The 17,546-nt window shown below is 54.6% G+C and carries 15 protein-coding genes; 12 read left to right on the top strand and 3 right to left on the bottom strand.

Features of this window, described 5'->3' with window-relative positions:
* Positions 1 to 122 precede the first annotated feature (122 nt).
* The gene (gene ilvC / locus K6L24_RS20540) at positions 123 to 1,601 is read left to right on the top strand and encodes a ketol-acid reductoisomerase (protein WP_062749103.1); all 1,479 of its coding nucleotides are present in this window, start codon (positions 123 to 125) and stop codon (positions 1,599 to 1,601) included.
* A 64-nt stretch (positions 1,602 to 1,665) separates the two neighbouring features.
* On the opposite strand, the gene ppiC is transcribed toward ilvC, so the two are convergent.
* Positions 1,666 to 1,947 carry a peptidylprolyl isomerase PpiC gene (ppiC, locus tag K6L24_RS20535; protein WP_062749101.1) on the bottom strand — a complete coding sequence of 94 codons (282 nt, stop codon included), beginning with the start codon at positions 1,945 to 1,947 and terminating at the stop codon, positions 1,666 to 1,668.
* Between the two features lie 196 nt (positions 1,948 to 2,143).
* Here ppiC and K6L24_RS20530 point away from each other — a divergent pair, with 196 nt between their 5' ends.
* The 3 genes from K6L24_RS20530 to rep are packed head-to-tail and all read left to right on the top strand — an operon-like array spanning position 2,144 to position 5,838.
* Positions 2,144 to 2,947 (top strand): MoaF C-terminal domain-containing protein, encoded by an 804-nt coding sequence (locus K6L24_RS20530; RefSeq protein WP_245006702.1) that lies wholly within the window; start codon positions 2,144 to 2,146, stop codon positions 2,945 to 2,947.
* A gap of 18 nt (positions 2,948 to 2,965) precedes the next feature.
* The gene (locus tag K6L24_RS20525; protein WP_062749097.1) at positions 2,966 to 3,781 is read left to right on the top strand and encodes an SDR family NAD(P)-dependent oxidoreductase; all 816 of its coding nucleotides are present in this window, start codon (positions 2,966 to 2,968) and stop codon (positions 3,779 to 3,781) included.
* Between the two features lie 38 nt (positions 3,782 to 3,819).
* Positions 3,820 to 5,838 carry a DNA helicase Rep gene (gene rep, locus K6L24_RS20520; protein ID WP_062749095.1) on the top strand — a complete coding sequence of 673 codons (2,019 nt, stop codon included), beginning with the start codon at positions 3,820 to 3,822 and terminating at the stop codon, positions 5,836 to 5,838.
* 132 nt (positions 5,839 to 5,970) lie between these two features.
* Here rep and gppA read toward each other — a convergent pair whose 3' ends face one another.
* Together gppA and rhlB are read right to left on the bottom strand one after the other, a co-directional pair.
* On the bottom strand, positions 5,971 to 7,455 hold the full coding sequence (gppA, locus tag K6L24_RS20515) for a guanosine-5'-triphosphate,3'-diphosphate diphosphatase (protein ID WP_062749093.1): 1,485 nt from the start codon (positions 7,453 to 7,455) through the stop codon (positions 5,971 to 5,973).
* 6 nt (positions 7,456 to 7,461) lie between these two features.
* On the bottom strand, positions 7,462 to 8,754 hold the full coding sequence (gene rhlB / locus K6L24_RS20510) for an ATP-dependent RNA helicase RhlB (protein WP_062749091.1): 1,293 nt from the start codon (positions 8,752 to 8,754) through the stop codon (positions 7,462 to 7,464).
* 130 nt (positions 8,755 to 8,884) lie between these two features.
* On the opposite strand from rhlB, the gene trxA reads away from it, so the two are divergent.
* The 8 genes from trxA (at position 8,885) to rffA (ending at position 17,546) form a co-directional block, all read left to right on the top strand.
* Positions 8,885 to 9,214 (top strand): thioredoxin TrxA, encoded by a 330-nt coding sequence (gene trxA, locus K6L24_RS20505; RefSeq protein WP_062749089.1) that lies wholly within the window; start codon positions 8,885 to 8,887, stop codon positions 9,212 to 9,214.
* Positions 9,215 to 9,576: 362 nt separating this feature from the next.
* The gene (gene rho / locus K6L24_RS20500) at positions 9,577 to 10,836 is read left to right on the top strand and encodes a transcription termination factor Rho (RefSeq protein WP_062749087.1); all 1,260 of its coding nucleotides are present in this window, start codon (positions 9,577 to 9,579) and stop codon (positions 10,834 to 10,836) included.
* Between the two features lie 285 nt (positions 10,837 to 11,121).
* Positions 11,122 to 12,225, top strand: a complete 1,104-nt coding sequence (gene wecA / locus K6L24_RS20495; protein ID WP_222681792.1) for a UDP-N-acetylglucosamine--undecaprenyl-phosphate N-acetylglucosaminephosphotransferase — start codon at positions 11,122 to 11,124, stop codon at positions 12,223 to 12,225.
* Between the two features lie 30 nt (positions 12,226 to 12,255).
* Positions 12,256 to 13,284 carry an ECA polysaccharide chain length modulation protein gene (gene wzzE / locus K6L24_RS20490; protein ID WP_062749083.1) on the top strand — a complete coding sequence of 343 codons (1,029 nt, stop codon included), beginning with the start codon at positions 12,256 to 12,258 and terminating at the stop codon, positions 13,282 to 13,284.
* Between the two features lie 50 nt (positions 13,285 to 13,334).
* Positions 13,335 to 14,465 carry a non-hydrolyzing UDP-N-acetylglucosamine 2-epimerase gene (wecB, locus tag K6L24_RS20485; RefSeq protein ID WP_062749081.1) on the top strand — a complete coding sequence of 377 codons (1,131 nt, stop codon included), beginning with the start codon at positions 13,335 to 13,337 and terminating at the stop codon, positions 14,463 to 14,465.
* Positions 14,462 to 15,724, top strand: coding sequence for a UDP-N-acetyl-D-mannosamine dehydrogenase (gene wecC / locus K6L24_RS20480; RefSeq protein ID WP_222681791.1), 1,263 nt, complete (start codon positions 14,462 to 14,464; stop codon positions 15,722 to 15,724). The genes wecB and wecC overlap by 4 nt, the downstream gene beginning before the upstream one ends.
* Positions 15,724 to 16,419: a dTDP-4-amino-4,6-dideoxy-D-galactose acyltransferase gene (gene rffC / locus K6L24_RS20475; protein WP_240043890.1), complete on the top strand. Its 696-nt coding sequence runs from the start codon at positions 15,724 to 15,726 to the stop codon at positions 16,417 to 16,419. The genes wecC and rffC overlap by 1 nt, the downstream gene beginning before the upstream one ends.
* Positions 16,416 to 17,546 (top strand): dTDP-4-amino-4,6-dideoxygalactose transaminase, encoded by a 1,131-nt coding sequence (gene rffA / locus K6L24_RS20470; protein ID WP_062749075.1) that lies wholly within the window; start codon positions 16,416 to 16,418, stop codon positions 17,544 to 17,546. The genes rffC and rffA overlap by 4 nt, the downstream gene beginning before the upstream one ends.

Genomic DNA, 17,546 nt, shown 5'->3' with positions numbered 1-17,546 from the left:
GTTGTTAATATATCAATTTCAGCAACGCATTTCCTGTCATATGATAAGGTCTATTCAGGGGCAGGAAATTATCCCCCAGACAATAAACAATAATGCGAACACAACCTCATACGGAGTACCCCATGGCTAACTATTTCAACACTTTGAACCTGCGCAACCAGCTGGCGCAATTAGGTAAATGTCGCTTTATGGCTCGTGATGAATTCGCGGATGAAGCCAGCTACCTGAAAGGTAAAAAAGTCGTCATCGTTGGCTGTGGTGCGCAGGGCCTGAACCAGGGGCTGAATATGCGCGATTCCGGTCTGGACATTGCTTACGCTCTTCGTGCCGAAGCGATTGCTGAGAAACGTGCCTCATGGCGTAAAGCGACCGAAAACGGCTTCAAAGTCGGGACGTATGAAGAACTGATCCCGCAGGCAGACCTGGTGGTTAACCTGACGCCAGACAAGCAGCACACCTCGGTGGTTCAGGCCGTTCAGCCGCTGATGAAAGATGGCGCTGCGCTGGGTTACTCACACGGCTTCAACATTGTTGAAGTGGGTGAGCAGGTACGTAAAGACATCACCGTGGTAATGGTTGCACCGAAGTGCCCGGGGACGGAAGTTCGTGAAGAGTACAAACGTGGTTTCGGCGTACCGACGCTGATCGCCGTTCACCCTGAAAACGACCCGAAAGGCGAAGGCATGGCGATCGCGAAAGCCTGGGCTGCGGCAACCGGCGGTCACCGTGCGGGCGTGCTGGAGTCTTCCTTCGTGGCTGAAGTGAAATCTGACCTGATGGGTGAGCAGACGATCCTGTGTGGTATGTTACAGGCCGGTTCCCTGCTGTGTTTCGACAAGCTGGTTGCTGAAGGCACCGACGCGCCTTATGCAGAAAAACTGATTCAGTTCGGCTGGGAAACCATCACCGAAGCGCTGAAGCAGGGTGGCATCACTCTGATGATGGATCGTCTGTCTAACCCGGCTAAACTGCGTGCTTTCGCCCTGTCTGAGCAGCTGAAAACCATTATGGCTCCGCTGTTCCAGAAGCATATGGATGACATCATCTCCGGCGAATTCTCCTCCGGTATGATGGCTGACTGGGCAAACGACGACAAAAAACTGCTGGGCTGGCGTGAAGAGACCGGTAAAACGGCGTTTGAAACCGCGGCACAGTATGAAGGTAAAATCGCCGAGCAGGATTACTTCGACCAGGGCGTGGTGATGATTGCCATGGTGAAAGCGGGTGTTGAGCTGGCATTCGAAACGATGGTTGCTGCCGGTATCATTGAAGAGTCGGCCTACTATGAATCACTGCATGAACTGCCGCTGATTGCCAATACCATCGCGCGTAAGCGTCTGTATGAAATGAACGTGGTGATCTCGGATACCGCTGAGTACGGTAACTACCTGTTCTCTTACGCCGCCGTACCGCTGCTGAAAGAGTTCATGACCACGCTGCAGGCAGGCGATCTGGGCAAAGCGGTTAATACCACGACGACGGTTGATAACGCGCAGCTGCGTGATGTTAACGAAGCTATTCGCCACCATGACATCGAAACCGTTGGCCGCAAACTGCGTGGCTACATGACTGACATGAAGCGTATTGCTGTCGCGGGTTAATACTTCTGCACGCCGGGGCGGATGAATGTTCCGCCCAAAAAAAAGCGCCCTCAGGCGCTTTTTTTTAATTACGGTACAGCACTTTAATGATGTGGTAACCAAACTGGGTATGCAGCGGGCCCTGCGGCTCGATCAGCGGGCAGGAGAAGACCACCTTATCGAAGGCCGGTACCATCGCACCCTGTTTGAACTCACCTAAGTGACCGCCCTTCTTGCCTGACGGGCAGGTGGAATGCTTTTTTGCCAGCTTTTCAAAGTCAGCACCCTGTTTCAGCTGTGCTAACAGATCGTTTGCCAGCGCTTCTTCTTTAACCAGAATATGCAGTGCTGCTGCCATCTTCGCCATGTTGTTCTCCAAAATTGTCGACGTTCAGGCCGGAGCCCGGATGGCGCCTACTATACCTGCTCAATGCGCCGGGTGCGAGATTGTCATTGGATGCTTTCCGATGTGTTTATGCGAATTTTACCCTCTCACTTCACGTTCCTTCCCCTCCCTGTTTTATAGACTCACAACCGTTCTTGACGAGAAAAGGAGAGTGAACATGAACGCATCTGTACTGAGCCCTTTAGCGGAACCAGGCTGGAAAAACTATGATGATTTTTCACGGGGCATTGATATCAACCGCCTGCCATCCACGCGCCACTGGGCGGGTAAGACGCTCGACCTGGCGCTGAATGATGGCAGTATTCTACAACTGAATTTTCATGCGGCGGCTGTCCATCACCGGCTTACCTGGCGCTGGGGTGGAGAAGAGGGTGAGGCGCAGATCGACGAAGTGTGCGTTTCCAAAAATCGCTACTTTTTCAGCTTTCCGCTGTCTGCCTTGCAGAGCCTGGCGCTGGTGATGAATACCACGACCGCCAGAGCGCTGGTGGTACGCTGTTCAATCCTGCCTGCCGCGAAGGCGCAGGGAGGTTCACGGCTCAGCCAGCAATTTTATACGGGTGCGGTGGCGACGCAGACCCCCTCCGGCTTTGAACCTCAGTTGACGCGTGAACTGATAGGCTACCGTACGCTGAATATCTACAGCCCCCACCACTACTACGAGCACTTTTACGTCAACAGTCAGCGCTATGCCTGGCAGAATCTGCGCGGTGAACAGTTTGGCCATGGCGACATGGATTACGCGACGTACTATAAATTTGAGCCCGATATGTACCTTTTCACCTTCCGCGAAAAAATCATCCCGGTCTGTTCCGTGTTTTTCTTTGACTATCAGGCCTGCCGGTGTACCGGGATTTTTATGGGCATCACGGCGGCTGGCGAAGTTCAGATCCGCCCGGCAGGCGCGATAATTAGCAAAATGAGTTTTAACTGCTATCCCGCTGGCGTGGTGCCATTTTAACCTTAAGGACACGTTCACATGGAGACCGGACTGAAAGACAAAGTGGTGCTGATCACCGGTGGCGGCAGCGGTATCGGTGCGGCAACGGCAAAAATGATGGCGGCGGAGGGGGCCCGTGTGGCGATAACGGGCAGGAGGGCCGGTCCGCTACAGGCAATGGCGGAGGCGAATGATGTCTTTCCTGTCGTGGCCGATATGGCCGACAGTCAGTGTGCCGCGCAGGCAGTCACACAGGTTGCCGACCGCTTTGGCGGGGTGGATATGCTGGTGGCGAATGCCGGTGGCCACGGTTTTTCCCGTCTTGGGGAAACGGACGATATCGCCTGGCAGCAGAGCCTGCACAGCAACCTTAACAGCGCAGTTGTTACCGCGCGGGAGGTGCTGCCATGGTTAACTTCGCGGGGCGGCAGTATGGTGATTGTCTCTTCACTGGCCGGGCTTTTCGCCGGGCCAGCGGTCGCGGGTTATACCATCACCAAACATGCCCTGATCGGCCTGACTAAATCACTGGCCCGGGATTATGGAGCTTCTGGCGTCAGGGTCAATACTGTCTGCCCTGGCTGGACGCGCACACCGATGGCTGAGGAGGAGATGCGCCTGCTCTCGGTAACGCGCGGATGGGATAAGGCGAACAGGCGAGCCTGGCAGGAGGTGACAAAAGACCTGCCGCTTGGACGGCCTGCAGACCCCGAAGAGATCGCCAGTGCCGTCACGTTTTTACTGTCCAGCGCAGCGTCTTATATCACGGGAGCCACACTGGTGGTGGATGGAGGGGCGCACATTGTTGATTTGCCGACGTTAAGTTTTTCCCCGCCACAGGAAGGGAAACTTTAGTTATACTGCACGCCTGTTTTATTCCCGGAATCTCTCATATGCGTCTTAATCCTGGTCAGCAACATGCCGTCGAATTTGTCACCGGGCCCTGCCTGGTTCTGGCAGGTGCCGGTTCGGGTAAAACGCGAGTGATTACCAACAAAATCGCCCACCTGATCCGCGAATGTGGCTATCAGGCGCGCCATATTGCGGCGGTCACGTTTACCAATAAAGCGTCACGCGAGATGAAAGAGCGCGTGGCGCAGACGCTGGGGCGTAAAGAGGCGCGTGGATTGATGATCTCCACCTTCCATACCCTGGGGCTCGAGGTGATTAAGCGTGAATATGCCGCGCTGGGGATGAAAGCGAAGTTTTCGCTGTTTGACGATCAGGATCAGCTGGCACTGTTGAAAGATTTGACGGAAGAGTGGCTGGAAAATGATAAAACGTTGTTACAACAACTGATTTCAACGATCTCAAACTGGAAGAACGATCTGATGGATCCGTCGCGTGCCGCGGCCGGGGCCGTGTCTGAACGCGATAAGCTGTTTGCTCACTGCTACGGGTTGTATGACCGGCATCTGAAGTCGTGCAACGTGCTGGATTTTGACGATCTTATCCTGCTGCCTACACTGCTGTTCCAGCGTAACCTGGAGGTGCGGGAGCGCTGGCAGCAGCGTATTCGCTATCTGCTGGTGGATGAGTATCAGGATACCAACACCAGCCAGTACGAGCTGGTGAAGTTGCTGGTGGGTAACCGTGCGCGATTCACGGTAGTGGGGGATGATGACCAGTCAATCTACTCCTGGCGTGGGGCTCGCCCACAGAACCTGGTGCTACTGAAGGAGGACTTTCCGGCGTTGCAGGTGATCAAGCTGGAGCAGAATTATCGCTCCTCCGGCCGTATTCTGAAGGCGGCGAATATCCTGATCGCCAATAATCCGCACGTATTTGAAAAACGACTTTTCTCCGAGCTGGGTTACGGTACCGAGTTGAAAGTGGTCACGGCGAACCATGAAGATCACGAGGCAGAGCGTGTGACCGGGGAACTGATCGCCCATCATTTTATTAATAAAACGGCGTATAAAGATTACGCCATCCTCTACCGCGGTAACCATCAGTCACGGGTGTTTGAAAAGATGCTGATGCAGAACCGTATCCCGTATCGTATCTCAGGCGGCACCTCGTTCTTCTCGCGTCCGGAGATCAAAGATCTGCTGGCTTACCTGCGCGTGCTGACGAATGCTGATGACGACAGCGCATTTATGCGTATTGTGAATACGCCCCGGCGCGAGATCGGCTCCGCCACCCTGCAGAAGCTGGGTGACTGGGCCACGCAGCGTAACAAAAGCCTGTTTAATGCCAGTTTTGATATGGGTCTGGAGCAGACGCTGACCGGACGTGGACTGGAGTCGCTGCAGCGCTTCACCCACTGGCTGCAGGAGATTGCCCGGCTGGCTGAACGTGAGCCGGTGGCGGCGGTGCGTGATTTGATTCGCGGCATCGACTACGAGAGCTGGCTGTTTGAAACCTCTGCCAGTCCGAAAGCCGCTGAGATGCGGATGAAAAACGTCAATACCCTGTTCCAGTGGATGACGGAAATGCTGGAAGGCAGTGATATCGACGAAGCCATGACGCTGACCCAGGTGGTAACCCGCTTTACCCTGCGCGACATGATGGAGCGGGGAGAAAGTGATGAGGATTCCGATCAGGTTCAACTGATGACGCTGCATGCGTCCAAAGGTCTGGAGTTCCCCTATGTCTTTCTGGTGGGGATGGAGGAGGGTTTGTTACCGCATCAGAGCAGCATCGATGAAAACAATGTAGAAGAAGAGCGCCGTCTGGCGTACGTCGGTATTACGCGTGCGCAGAAAGAGCTGACGTTTACGCTGTGCCGTGAACGCCGTCAGTACGGAGAGGTGATCCGTCCGGAGCCAAGCCGCTTCCTGCTGGAGCTGCCGCAGGACGACTTACAGTGGGAAAGCGAGCGTAAGGTCGTCAGTCCGGAAGAGCGCATGCAAAAGGGCCAGAGTCATCTGGCCAGTCTTCGTGCGCAGCTGGCAAAAGCGAAGAAGTAGACATTCCCCAGGCAGACCGGCGCGAGCGACGATCTGCCAGGGCAAAAAATACGTCAGTGCAACGCTGGCAGAGCGGTAATCAGCGTGTGATATCAATGATTAACGCAGCAGTGCCAACCTGTGCATCAGCGTTCAGTTGATCACTAATGACCAGCGCACATAGCTCTGCCAGTGAACTTCCTGCCCCAGTAGTTCGGCACGCAGGGGATGGGCATCCATCCAGCCTGAGGGCAGCGTCAGCGTCAGGTCATCTTCGCTAGCCAGCAAACGCACGGCGGGCAGCCTGTTATCCTGGCGTCGGCTGGCGAAGATAATCGCTAATCGCAACAGGCGACACAGGCGCTCGGCAACACGCGGAGGAACCGCATTTTGCTGGCTTAACAGGGCCAGATCAATGCCATTTACCTGGTTTTGCAGCAGTGTAGCCAGTAACTTTTTCTGCGCCGGCGTAAAGCCGGGCAGGTCAAGATGGCGCACCAGATAGGCCGCATGCTGCGGGGCCTGACGGAAATCAACGCTCAGACCGATCTCATGGATCAGACAGGCACTTTCCAGCAGTTCCCGGCTGCGGTCATCCAGCTTCCACACCTGGCTGACCTGACGGGCAAAGCTGTCAGCCAACTGAGAAACGCGGTTAGCCTGTTCAGGATCGATCGCGAAACGCCGCTGGACGTTATGCAGGGTACGGCTGCGGATATCGCGGTCCACCGGAAGATGTAGCATCCCGTACACCAGACCTTCGCGCAGTGCGCCCCCGGCCAGTGTCATACTGCTGATATTCAACTCGGTAAAAATGGCGATCAGAATCGACAGGCCACTGGGAAACACCAGCGCGCGCTCAAGGGTCAGCCCCTCAATTTCCAGCTCTTCCAGTTTGCCGCACTGGATGGCACGCTGCTTCAACTGCTCCAGTTTACTGAGTGTGATGCGCTCATCCATGCCCTGCGCCATCATAATTTCCTGTAGCGCCTGCACGGTGCCGGAAGCCCCCACACAGACCTGCCAGCCCTGCTCACGCAATGCGCCCGCAATCGGACGGATCATGGCTCTGGCCGCCTGTTCCGCCTGTTCGAAATTGTCTTTGCCCAGATAACGATCGGCAAAAAAGCGCTCCAGCCAGGTCACACAGCCCATCGACAGGCTGAACAGAGTGGTGGTCTGCGAACCTTTGCCCGTGACCAGCTCGGTGCTGCCACCGCCGATATCAACCACCAGTCGTTTGTCAGAACCCCCGGTCGTATGGGCAACACCCTGATAAATGAGACGTGCTTCATCCTCGCCGCTGATGACATTCACCGGGCAGCCCAGGATCGCCTTTGCTTTCACCAGGAAAGTATCGGAATTGGTTGCTATACGCAGGGTGGCGGTGGCCACCACGCGGATTTGCTCTGGCGGGATATCCTGCAGTTGTTCAGAAAACAACCGCAGACACTGCCAGCCTCGTTCCATAGCCTCATCGGAAAGATGATTACTGGCATCGAGGCCCGCAGCAAGTCGCACCTTTCGCTTGATGCGGGCAATGGTCTGGATACTGCCAGCCACTTCGCGCACCACCAACATATGAAAGCTGTTCGACCCTAAATCGATCGCAGCATAAAGTGATGATGCACTCAGCATGGCGACTTAACCTGAACGTTTGCGGTTAGGATTACGCGGAGCACTGCTGCGGCGGTTATTGTTGCCACCACGGCGCGGACCATTGCCAGAACGATTACGGGTTAAACGTTTTGGCGGTGGCAGATCGCTCATCAGTGCATCGCTGTTATAGCGGCTGACGGCAATACTGTGACCGATATACTCTTCAATACCCGGCAGGTTCAGCGCGTACTCTTCACAGGCAAGGCTGATAGAGTGACCGTTAGCGCCCGCACGACCGGTACGACCGATACGGTGTACGTAGTCTTCGCAGTCATCCGGCAGGTCATAGTTAAACACGTGCGTGACCGCAGGAATATGCAGGCCGCGTGCTGCCACATCGGTTGCCACCAGGATATCGATATCACCTTTCGTGAAATCATCCAGAATCCGCAGGCGTTTTTTCTGCGCGACATCGCCGGTCAGCAAGCCGACACGGTGCCCATCTGCAGCCAGGTGGCCCCAGACATCTTCACAGCGGTGTTTAGTATTGGCAAAAATGATCGCACGGTCAGGCCATTCTTCTTCCAGCAGCGTTTGCAGTAAACGCATCTTTTCTTCATTGGAAGGGTAGAACAGCTCTTCCTTAATACGGTGACCGGTTTTCTGCTCAGGTTCGACTTCAACGTATTCGGCATTATTCATGTTCTCAAACGCCAGTTCACGAACGCGGAACGAGAGCGTGGCAGAGAACAGCATGTTCAGGCGCTGATTAGCGGCAGGCATGCGACGGAACAACCAGCGGATATCTTTAATGAAGCCCAGATCAAACATGCGGTCAGCTTCGTCGAGTACCACGACCTGGATGGCCCCTAAATTCACGTGATTTTGTTTTGCGTAATCGATTAAACGCCCCGTGGTGCCGATCAACACATCGACGCCGCTTTCCAGCACTTTCAGCTGTTTATCGTAGCCATCGCCGCCGTAGGCCAGACCGAGTTTCAGCCCGGTAACCTGCGCCAGCGGTTCAGCATCCGCATGGATCTGTACCGCCAGTTCACGGGTCGGTGCCAGAATCAGCGCCCGTGGCTGGTTAACCTGGCGACCTTCCGGAGCGGGGTGAGAAAGAAGATGATGGAACGTTGACGTCAGAAACGCCATCGTTTTGCCGGTACCGGTTTGCGCCTGACCTGCTACATCACGCCCGGAGAGCGTAAACGGTAATGCCAGCGCCTGGATAGGCGTGCAATTATGAAACCCTTTAGTTTCAAGGGCTTCAACAACCTGAGGGTGCAGGGCGAAGTCGGAAAACTTCTGTTCTGTTAAGTGTGTTTTGCTCATAGTGTGGTAGAATATCAGCTTACTATTGCTTTACGAAAGCTTATCCGGTGAAATAAAAGCAGTGAAATAAACTCAGCCTGAGTGGTGCTTAATGCAACACCCAAGGTAAAGATAATCCCCTGGAGTAAACATGAGCGATAAAATTGTTCACCTGACCGATGACAGCTTCGAAACCGACGTCCTGAAAGCAGAAGGTTTAACGCTGGTCGACTTCTGGGCAGAATGGTGTGGTCCCTGCAAAATGATTGCCCCTATTCTTGACGAAGTGGCCGTAGAGTACGAAGGCAAGCTCACCATCGCTAAACTGAATATCGATGAAAATCCAGCAACGGCACCGAAGTACGGTATCCGTGGTATCCCAACCCTGCTGTTATTCAAGAATGGCGAAGTGGCCGCGACCAAAGTCGGCGCATTGTCTAAAGGTCAGCTCAAAGAGTTCCTGAACGCGAACCTGGGCTAATCGGGTCATGCCGGCGGCTGGTGGTTCGAATTTTTCGCTGACCGCTAGACGCCCGGCATTAACCATGCTAAGTTAAATCTACTGCACGACGAACTTACCTGTAGTTTAAATCTTTAGAATTACTCCTTGTTGAACACAGTATTCATCAAAAGTCTTACAGACGTTCAGCAATCTGACGGTTAGTATCAACTGATTTCCGGTTTCTTGTCCTTACCGTCTCCTCGTCCCAGATTTGCGTTATCCTGCACGTGATCATCGAGTGGACTTCGGAACCAAGAACCAATTAAACAGGCATGGATCTTTCGCCATACCATTCACGACAAACAGTTCAAGTTATACCCCGAGTTTAAGAACCCACCATTATGAATCTTACCGAATTAAAAAATACGCCGGTTTCTGAGCTGATAACTCTCGGCGAAAATATGGGGCTGGAAAACCTGGCGCGCTTGCGCAAACAGGACATTATCTTCGCCATCCTTAAGCAACACGCGAAAAGTGGCGAAGACATCTTCGGCGACGGCGTTCTCGAGATATTGCAGGATGGATTTGGTTTCCTCCGCTCTGGAGACAGTTCCTACCTCGCCGGTCCCGATGATATCTACGTTTCCCCCAGCCAAATCCGCCGCTTTAACCTCCGCACTGGTGACTCCATCTCTGGCAAGATTCGACCGCCAAAAGAGGGTGAACGTTACTTTGCGCTGCTGAAAGTTAACGAAGTTAACTATGACAAACCGGAAAATGCCCGTAACAAAATCCTGTTTGAAAACTTAACGCCGCTTCATGCCAACTCCCGTCTGCGCATGGAACGAGGAAACGGTTCTACCGAAGATTTGACCGCCCGCGTACTGGATCTGGCTTCGCCGATCGGTCGTGGCCAGCGTGGTCTGATTGTCGCGCCTCCGAAAGCCGGTAAAACCATGCTGCTGCAGAATATTGCGCAGAGTATTGCCTACAACCATCCTGACTGTGTGCTGATGGTTCTGCTGATTGATGAACGTCCGGAAGAAGTGACCGAGATGCAGCGTCTGGTAAAAGGTGAAGTTATCGCTTCTACCTTTGACGAACCTGCTTCCCGCCACGTACAGGTTGCTGAGATGGTGATCGAAAAGGCCAAGCGCCTGGTCGAGCACAAGAAAGATGTGATCATCCTGCTGGACTCAATCACTCGCCTGGCGCGTGCCTACAACACCGTTGTTCCTGCTTCTGGCAAGGTACTGACCGGTGGTGTGGATGCCAACGCCTTACATCGTCCGAAGCGTTTCTTCGGTGCTGCGCGTAATGTGGAAGAGGGCGGAAGCCTGACCATTATCGCCACTGCACTGGTTGATACCGGTTCGAAGATGGATGAAGTGATCTACGAAGAGTTTAAAGGTACAGGTAACATGGAACTGCATCTGGCGCGTAAAATTGCCGAGAAACGCGTGTTCCCTGCTATTGATTACAACCGTTCTGGTACGCGTAAAGAAGAACTGCTGACCACCTCGGAAGAACTGCAGAAGATGTGGATCCTGCGCAAGATCATTCACCCGATGGGCGAAATTGACGCAATGGAATTCCTCATTAATAAGCTGGCGATGACCAAAACCAATGATGAATTCTTCGACATGATGAAGCGTTCATAACAGGTTCACGTTGTCAGACAAGACGATGATCTCATTGCGCTAAGAGGTCGCTGCAGTCAATAAAAAGTACAAAACTCGGGTAACGCCACGCATAGTCGTGGCGTTTTTTGTTTTTGGCCTATAGGCTATCCTGATCTGGGAGAACAAACCTAAAGAACGGCACAGGACAGGTGACAGGGAACATGAAATTTCCCGTCCTGGTGAATAAAATCAGAATTATGCAGGTGTTATTGGCATCAATATTGCTTATGACAATATGCAATTCATAGCAGAGAGCTGGATAATGTGAATTTACTCAATATGAGTACGGAACTTGGCCTGACTTTTATATTTTCGTTGGTGTTTCTTTTCTTTGCACGCAAAGTGGCTAAAAAAGTGGGTCTGGTTGATAAACCCAACTATCGCAAACGCCATCAGGGAGTCATTCCGCTGGTTGGCGGTATCTCTGTTTTTGCCGGTAGCTGCTTTGCTTTTGCATTAACGAATTTCTACATTCCCCATGCTTTGCTGTATCTGGGCTGCGCGGGCTGCCTGGTGCTGGTCGGTGCGATCGATGACCGTTACGACATCAGCGTAAAATTCCGCGCGGTGGTGCAGGCGGGTGTCGCCGTCGTCATGATGATGAAGGCGAAGCTCTATCTGTTAAGCCTGGGCTATATTTTTGGCCCCTGGGAGCTGGTTGTCGGCCCGTTCGGCTATGTGCTGACGCTGTTTGCCGTATGGGCAGCCATTAATGCCTTTAACATGGTGGATGGGATTGATGGGCTGCTGGGCGGCTTATCCTGTGTGACCTTCCTGGCAATGGGGGTGATCCTGCTGCTTGACGGGCAGAACAGCCTCGCCATGTGGTGCTTCACCATGATTGCCGTGATCGTACCGTATATTCTGCTTAACCTGGGAATGTTTGGCCGGCGTTACAAAGTCTTCATGGGCGATGCCGGCAGTACGCTCATTGGCTTTACTATTATCTGGATCTTGCTGGAAGCAACGCAGGGCCCAAGTCATCCGATCACGCCGGTGACTGCGCTGTGGCTGATTGCGATCCCACTGATGGATATGGTCGCGATTATGTATCGCCGCCTCAGTAAAGGCATGAGTCCCTTCTCCGCTGACCGTCAGCATATCCATCACTTGATCATGCGGGCAGGCTTTACCTCGCGGCAGGCTTTCGTGCTGATCACGGCGGCGGCGGCCCTGCTCGCCATGGTGGGGGTGCTGGGTGAATACCTCTCGTTTGTTCCGGAATGGGCCATGCTGGTTCTGTTCTTGATGGCTTTTATGCTTTACGGCTACTGCATTAAACGTGCATGGCGCGTGGCGCGTATGATTAAACGGTTTAAACGCCGTCTGCGAAATAACAATAATGACAGCAAATCTTCCACTGACTGACAGATGCCCTGACGACAAGGAAACCGATGTATGACCCATCCTGACGCCGCAGATAACGAACTGGATATTCGTGGCCTGTGCTGCGCGCTATGGCGCGGTAAATTGTGGATTATCGCCGGAGGTGCGCTGTTCGCCCTGCTGGCCTGGATCTATTCATTACTGGTGACGCCACAGTGGAGCACCACCGCCATCGTCGATCGGCCCACCGTGAATATGCTGTCCGGGTACTACTCTCAGCAGCAGTTTTTGAATAATCTGGATATCCGCGCTGGCAGCCTGACCGTCGCTCCCCCAACGGTGATGGATGAAGCGTATCAGGAATTTATGATGCAGCTGTTTGCCTGGGATACGCGGCGTGATTTCTGGTTACAGTCCAGCTACTACCAGAAGCGCAAAACCGGGAATGCTCGTGAGGATGCGGCGCTGCTGGATGAAATGATTGCCAATATCCAGTTCCAGCCGGCGGACAGCGCGAAAAACCTCAATGATACCGTCAAGCTGATTGCCGAAACGTCATCCGATGCCAATACGCTGCTTCGTCAGTACGTCGCCTTTGCGAATGCACGGGCCACCACACATCTCAATGAAGAGCTCACTGCCGCCTGGGCGGCTCGCAGCATTCAGTTAAAAGCGCAGGTCAAACGGCAGGAGGCTGTGGCAAAAGCCATCTATGACCGTCAGGTCAACAGCATAGAGCAGGCGCTAAAAATTGCTCAACAGCAGGGCTTCGAGCAGTCGAAAACCCAGACACCTTCTGAACAGCTTCCCGATTCTGAACTTTTCCTGCTGGGCAGGCCAATGTTGCAGGCACGGCTGGAAACGCTGCGTGCAACGGGGCCGACGTACGATCTGGAATACGATCAAAACCGTGCCATGCAAACGACGCTGAATGTGGGCCCCACCCTGGTGAAGTCATTCCAGACCTGGCGATATCTGCGTACCCCGGAAGAACCGGTAAAACGTGACAGCCCGCGCCGGGTGCTATTGATGATTATGTGGGGCGCGGTCGGCGTTCTGCTGGGTGCAGGGACTGCGCTGGTGCGCCGTTCCCGTCGTTAAAGCCGCCGGGTAAAACGCGGTTTAACCCTTTCGAATTAAAGAGAGTCACGGTGAAAGTATTAACGGTTTTTGGCACGCGCCCTGAAGCGATAAAAATGGCACCGCTCGTGCACGCGCTGGCGCAGGATGACGATATCGAGTCGCGCCTCTGCGTGACGGCACAGCATCGGGAAATGCTCGATCAGGTGCTGCATCTGTTTTCCATCGTGCCGGATTACGATCTTAATATCATGCAGCCAGGGCAGGGGCTCACCGAAATTACCAGCCGTATTCTGGAAGGGCTGAAAACGGTATTTGCCGATTTCACTCCGGATGTTGTGCTGGTTCATGGTGACACCACTACCACACTGGCTGCCAGCCTTGCGGCTTTCTACCATCGGATTCCCGTCGGACATGTTGAGGCTGGATTACGCACCGGCGATCTCTGGTCACCGTGGCCGGAGGAAGCTAACCGGACGCTGACAGGCCATCTTGCCAGCTATCATTTCACCCCAACAGCCAGTTCAGAGCAGAACCTGTTACGTGAAAATCTGCCCGCCGGTCGCATTTTCGTCACGGGCAATACGGTGATCGATGCGCTGTTCTGGGTACGCGATCGCGTCCTCAGCGATGAGACACTGAGAAACAGCCTTGCGGCTCGTTATCCTTTCCTTGATGCCAGTAAAAAACTGATCCTTGTCACCGGGCATCGTCGCGAAAGTTTTGGCGGTGGTTTCGAGCGCATCTGTAACGCCCTGGCTGAAATTGCGCGCCTGCATCCAGAAACGCAAATTGTCTATCCGGTACACCTCAATCCTAACGTCAGTGAGCCGGTGAACCGCATTCTGCGGGATATCGACAATGTCATTCTGATCGAACCGCAGGAATATTTGCCGTTTGTCTGGCTGATGGATCGCGCCTGGCTGATCCTCACGGACAGCGGCGGTATTCAGGAAGAAGCGCCCTCTCTGGGGAAACCCGTGCTGGTGATGCGCGATGCCACCGAACGCCCGGAGGCCGTTGCCGCAGGCACCGTCAGGCTGGTGGGAACCGATGGGGCGAAAATTGTCAACGAAGTCACCCGTCTGCTGACCGATGAGGACGCATGGCACACCATGAGCCGTGCCCATAATCCTTACGGTGACGGACTGGCCTGCCAGCGTATTGTGCAGGCCCTCAAAAATAACCGGATAACTTTATGAGTTTCAACACCATTTCAGTGATTGGGCTGGGCTACATCGGCCTGCCTACCGCTGCCGCTTTCGCCTCATGCCAGAAGCAGGTGATTGGCATTGATATTAATGCCCACGCGGTGGAAACCATCAACCGTGGTGAAATCCACATTGTCGAACCCGACCTTGATCGGGTCGTCAAAACGGCGGTTGAAGGTGGCTGGTTGCGCGCTGCAACTCAGCCAGAGGTTGCTGATGCCTGGCTGATTGCCGTACCGACGCCATTTAAAGGTGAACATCAGCCGGATATGACGTTTGTCCAGGCGGCTGCTGAATCCATTGCACCGATGCTGAAAAAAGGGGACCTGGTGATCCTCGAATCAACGTCGCCAGTGGGGGCCACTGAACAGATGGCGGCCTGGCTGGCGGCTGCCCGCCCGGATCTGAGTTTTCCGCATCAGGCAGGGGAAGAGGCGGATATTCAGGTCGCGTACTGCCCGGAGCGAGTCCTGCCCGGGCAGGTTATGGTTGAACTGTTTAAAAACGATCGCGTGATTGGCGGCATGACGGCGCGCTGTTCACAGCGTGCCTGCGATCTCTATAACATCTTTCTGCAAGGTGAGTGCGTGGTGACTAACGCCCGTACGGCAGAAATGTGCAAACTCACGGAAAACAGCTTCCGCGATGTCAATATTGCGTTCGCCAACGAGTTGTCACTGATTGCGGCTGACCAGGGGATCAACGTCTGGGAGCTGATTCGTCTGGCAAACCGCCATCCCCGTGTGAATATCCTGCAGCCAGGGCCCGGCGTTGGCGGTCACTGCATCGCGGTTGACCCGTGGTTTATCGTGGCGCAAAACCCGGTACAGGCGCGGTTGATCCGCACGGCACGCGAAGTGAACGACAGTAAACCGCACTGGGTGCTGGAGCAGGTGCAGCGTCAGGTCGCGGATTGCCTGATGGACAGCAACAAACGCGCCAGCGAACTGAAAATCGCCTGCTTTGGGCTGGCGTTTAAACCTGATATTGATGATTTACGAGAAAGTCCGGCCGTCCAGGTGACGCGCATGATTGCCGACTGGCATCAGGGTACTACGCTGGTGGTAGAGCCTAATGTGCACTCGCTTCCGACTGCATTGCAGGCCAGCGTGACGCTGATAGCACTGGAAGAGGCTTTACAGCAGGCCGACGTGCTGGTGATGCTGGTCGATCATCGTGCGTTTAAAGCCATCGAGCCGGCCGCCGTCACTCAGCAATGGATTGTGGATACGAAAGGCGTCTGGCGATAGTGCAGGCGACGCTTAACCCCCTGGCGTGGGAGAACGCCTTCTTTGGTTGCCATAGCGCCTTGCTTGAATTGCAGGGAGACACAGCACTGGATGTCACTCTGCTCGACAGCTACAGGCTGGTGCAGGTCAAAGTGCTGGCCCAGCAGAGCGCAGAGCTGGATGCCCTGACGGCCCTCGGTTTTCGTCTGGTAGAGGGTGAGGCGGACTGTGTGCTGGGTATCACCCCGGTTGAACGCCCGACCGGCATCCGCATTGCGCGCGCGGAGCATATCCCTGCACTGCGCCGGGTGGCAGAAGAGGCCTTTACCTGGAGCCGTTTCCGTGCGCCCTGGTATGCGCCGGGCGATAGCGGACGTTTTTACGCTCAGTGGGTGGAAAATGCCGTGCTCGGGACGTTTGACCATCAGTGTCTGCTGGCGGTAGATGAGCGGGGCACCCTGCAGGGTTTTGTCTCGCTGCGTGAACTGGGTGACGGTACGGCACGCATTGGCCTGTTGGCGGTCGTGCCGGACGCGCAGGGATTGGGTATTGGGCAGCGGCTGATGACAGCGGCAAACGACTGGTGCCGCGCACGCCGACTGACACGGCTTCATGTTGCAACGCAGTTGGGTAATATTGCGGCGTTGCGACTCTATCTTCGCTGCGGTGGCGTGATTGAACGCACCGCCTACTGGTTATACAGGGAAACGCCATGATTCCGTTTAACGCGCCACCGGTGGTGGGAACTGAACTTGAATATATGCAGTCGGCGATGGGTAGCGGTAAGCTATGCGGCGATGGCGGTTTTACGCGTCGCTGCCAGCAGTGGATGGAGCAGCGTTTCGGTAGCCGTAAAGTCCTGCTGACCCCATCCTGCACTGCCTCGCTGGAGATGGCGGCTATTCTGATCGATATTCAGCCCGGCGATGAAGTCATTATGCCGAGCTACACCTTTGTGTCGACCGCCAATGCCTTCGTGCTGCGCGGGGCGACCATTGTGTTTGTCGATGTACGTCCGGACACCATGAATATTGATGAGCGCCTGATTGAAGCGGCGATCACCGACAGGACCAAAGCGATTGTGCCGGTACATTATGCGGGCGTGGCCTGTGAGATGGATACCATTATGGCGCTGGCGAAAAAGCATCAGCTGTGGGTGGTGGAAGATGCCGCGCAGGGTGTGATGTCGACGTACAAAGGTCGCGCGCTTGGCAGTATCGGACACATTGGTTGTTTCAGCTTCCATGAAACCAAAAACTACACCGCGGGCGGTGAAGGCGGCGCGACGTTGGTTAACGACGCCACGCTGGTGGAGCGCGCGGAAATCATCCGTGAGAAAGGCACCAACCGCAGCCAGTTCTTCCGGGGGCAGGTAGATAAATATACCTGGCGCGATATCGGTTCCAGCTACCTGATGGCCGATTTACAGGCGGCGTACCTCTGGGCACAACTGGAGGCGGCAGAGCGCATCAATCAACAGCGTTTACGCCTGTGGCAAAACTACGCTGATGCCCTGCAGCCGGTAGCGGCACGCGGACGCATCGGGCTGGCCAGCCTTCCCGCCGACTGTGAGCATAATGCCCATATGTTTTATCTGAAGCTGCGTGACCATGACGATCGCAGTGCGCTGATTGCGTGGCTGAAAGAGGCCGAGATCATGGCGGTGTTCCACTATATTCCGCTGCACAGTTCGCCTGCGGGTCAGCGCTTTGGCCGCTTCCACGGTGAAGATCATTTTACCCAGTCTGAAAGTGACCGCCTGCTGCGTCTGCCGCTCTTCTATAACCTCTCTGATAACAATCAGAAAACAGTGATCAACTCCTTACTGAGCTTTTTCTCCTGA

It is taken from the genome of Erwinia persicina (assembly GCF_019844095.1).
In the GTDB taxonomy this organism is placed as follows: domain Bacteria; phylum Pseudomonadota; class Gammaproteobacteria; order Enterobacterales; family Enterobacteriaceae; genus Erwinia; species Erwinia persicina.
Note: the sequence above shows the minus strand (reverse complement) of the source record. Positions and strands in the feature narration are given on the sequence as shown.

What these genes read in the sequence shown, in the direction of transcription:
- rep (WP_062749095.1), top strand. Translation starts at nt 3,820, where the DNA reads ATGCGTCTTAATCCTGGTCAGCAACATGCCGTCGAATTTGTCACCGGG.
- trxA (WP_062749089.1), top strand. Translation starts at nt 8,885, where the DNA reads ATGAGCGATAAAATTGTTCACCTGACCGATGACAGCTTCGAAACCGAC.
- ppiC (WP_062749101.1), bottom strand. Translation starts at nt 1,947, where the DNA reads ATGGCGAAGATGGCAGCAGCACTGCATATTCTGGTTAAAGAAGAAGCG.
- ilvC (WP_062749103.1), top strand. Translation starts at nt 123, where the DNA reads ATGGCTAACTATTTCAACACTTTGAACCTGCGCAACCAGCTGGCGCAA.
- gppA (WP_062749093.1), bottom strand. Translation starts at nt 7,455, where the DNA reads ATGCTGAGTGCATCATCACTTTATGCTGCGATCGATTTAGGGTCGAAC.
- rhlB (WP_062749091.1), bottom strand. Translation starts at nt 8,754, where the DNA reads ATGAGCAAAACACACTTAACAGAACAGAAGTTTTCCGACTTCGCCCTG.
- wecC (WP_222681791.1), top strand. Translation starts at nt 14,462, where the DNA reads ATGAGTTTCAACACCATTTCAGTGATTGGGCTGGGCTACATCGGCCTG.
- rffA (WP_062749075.1), top strand. Translation starts at nt 16,416, where the DNA reads ATGATTCCGTTTAACGCGCCACCGGTGGTGGGAACTGAACTTGAATAT.
- K6L24_RS20530 (WP_245006702.1), top strand. Translation starts at nt 2,144, where the DNA reads ATGAACGCATCTGTACTGAGCCCTTTAGCGGAACCAGGCTGGAAAAAC.
- K6L24_RS20525 (WP_062749097.1), top strand. Translation starts at nt 2,966, where the DNA reads ATGGAGACCGGACTGAAAGACAAAGTGGTGCTGATCACCGGTGGCGGC.
- rho (WP_062749087.1), top strand. Translation starts at nt 9,577, where the DNA reads ATGAATCTTACCGAATTAAAAAATACGCCGGTTTCTGAGCTGATAACT.
- wzzE (WP_062749083.1), top strand. Translation starts at nt 12,256, where the DNA reads ATGACCCATCCTGACGCCGCAGATAACGAACTGGATATTCGTGGCCTG.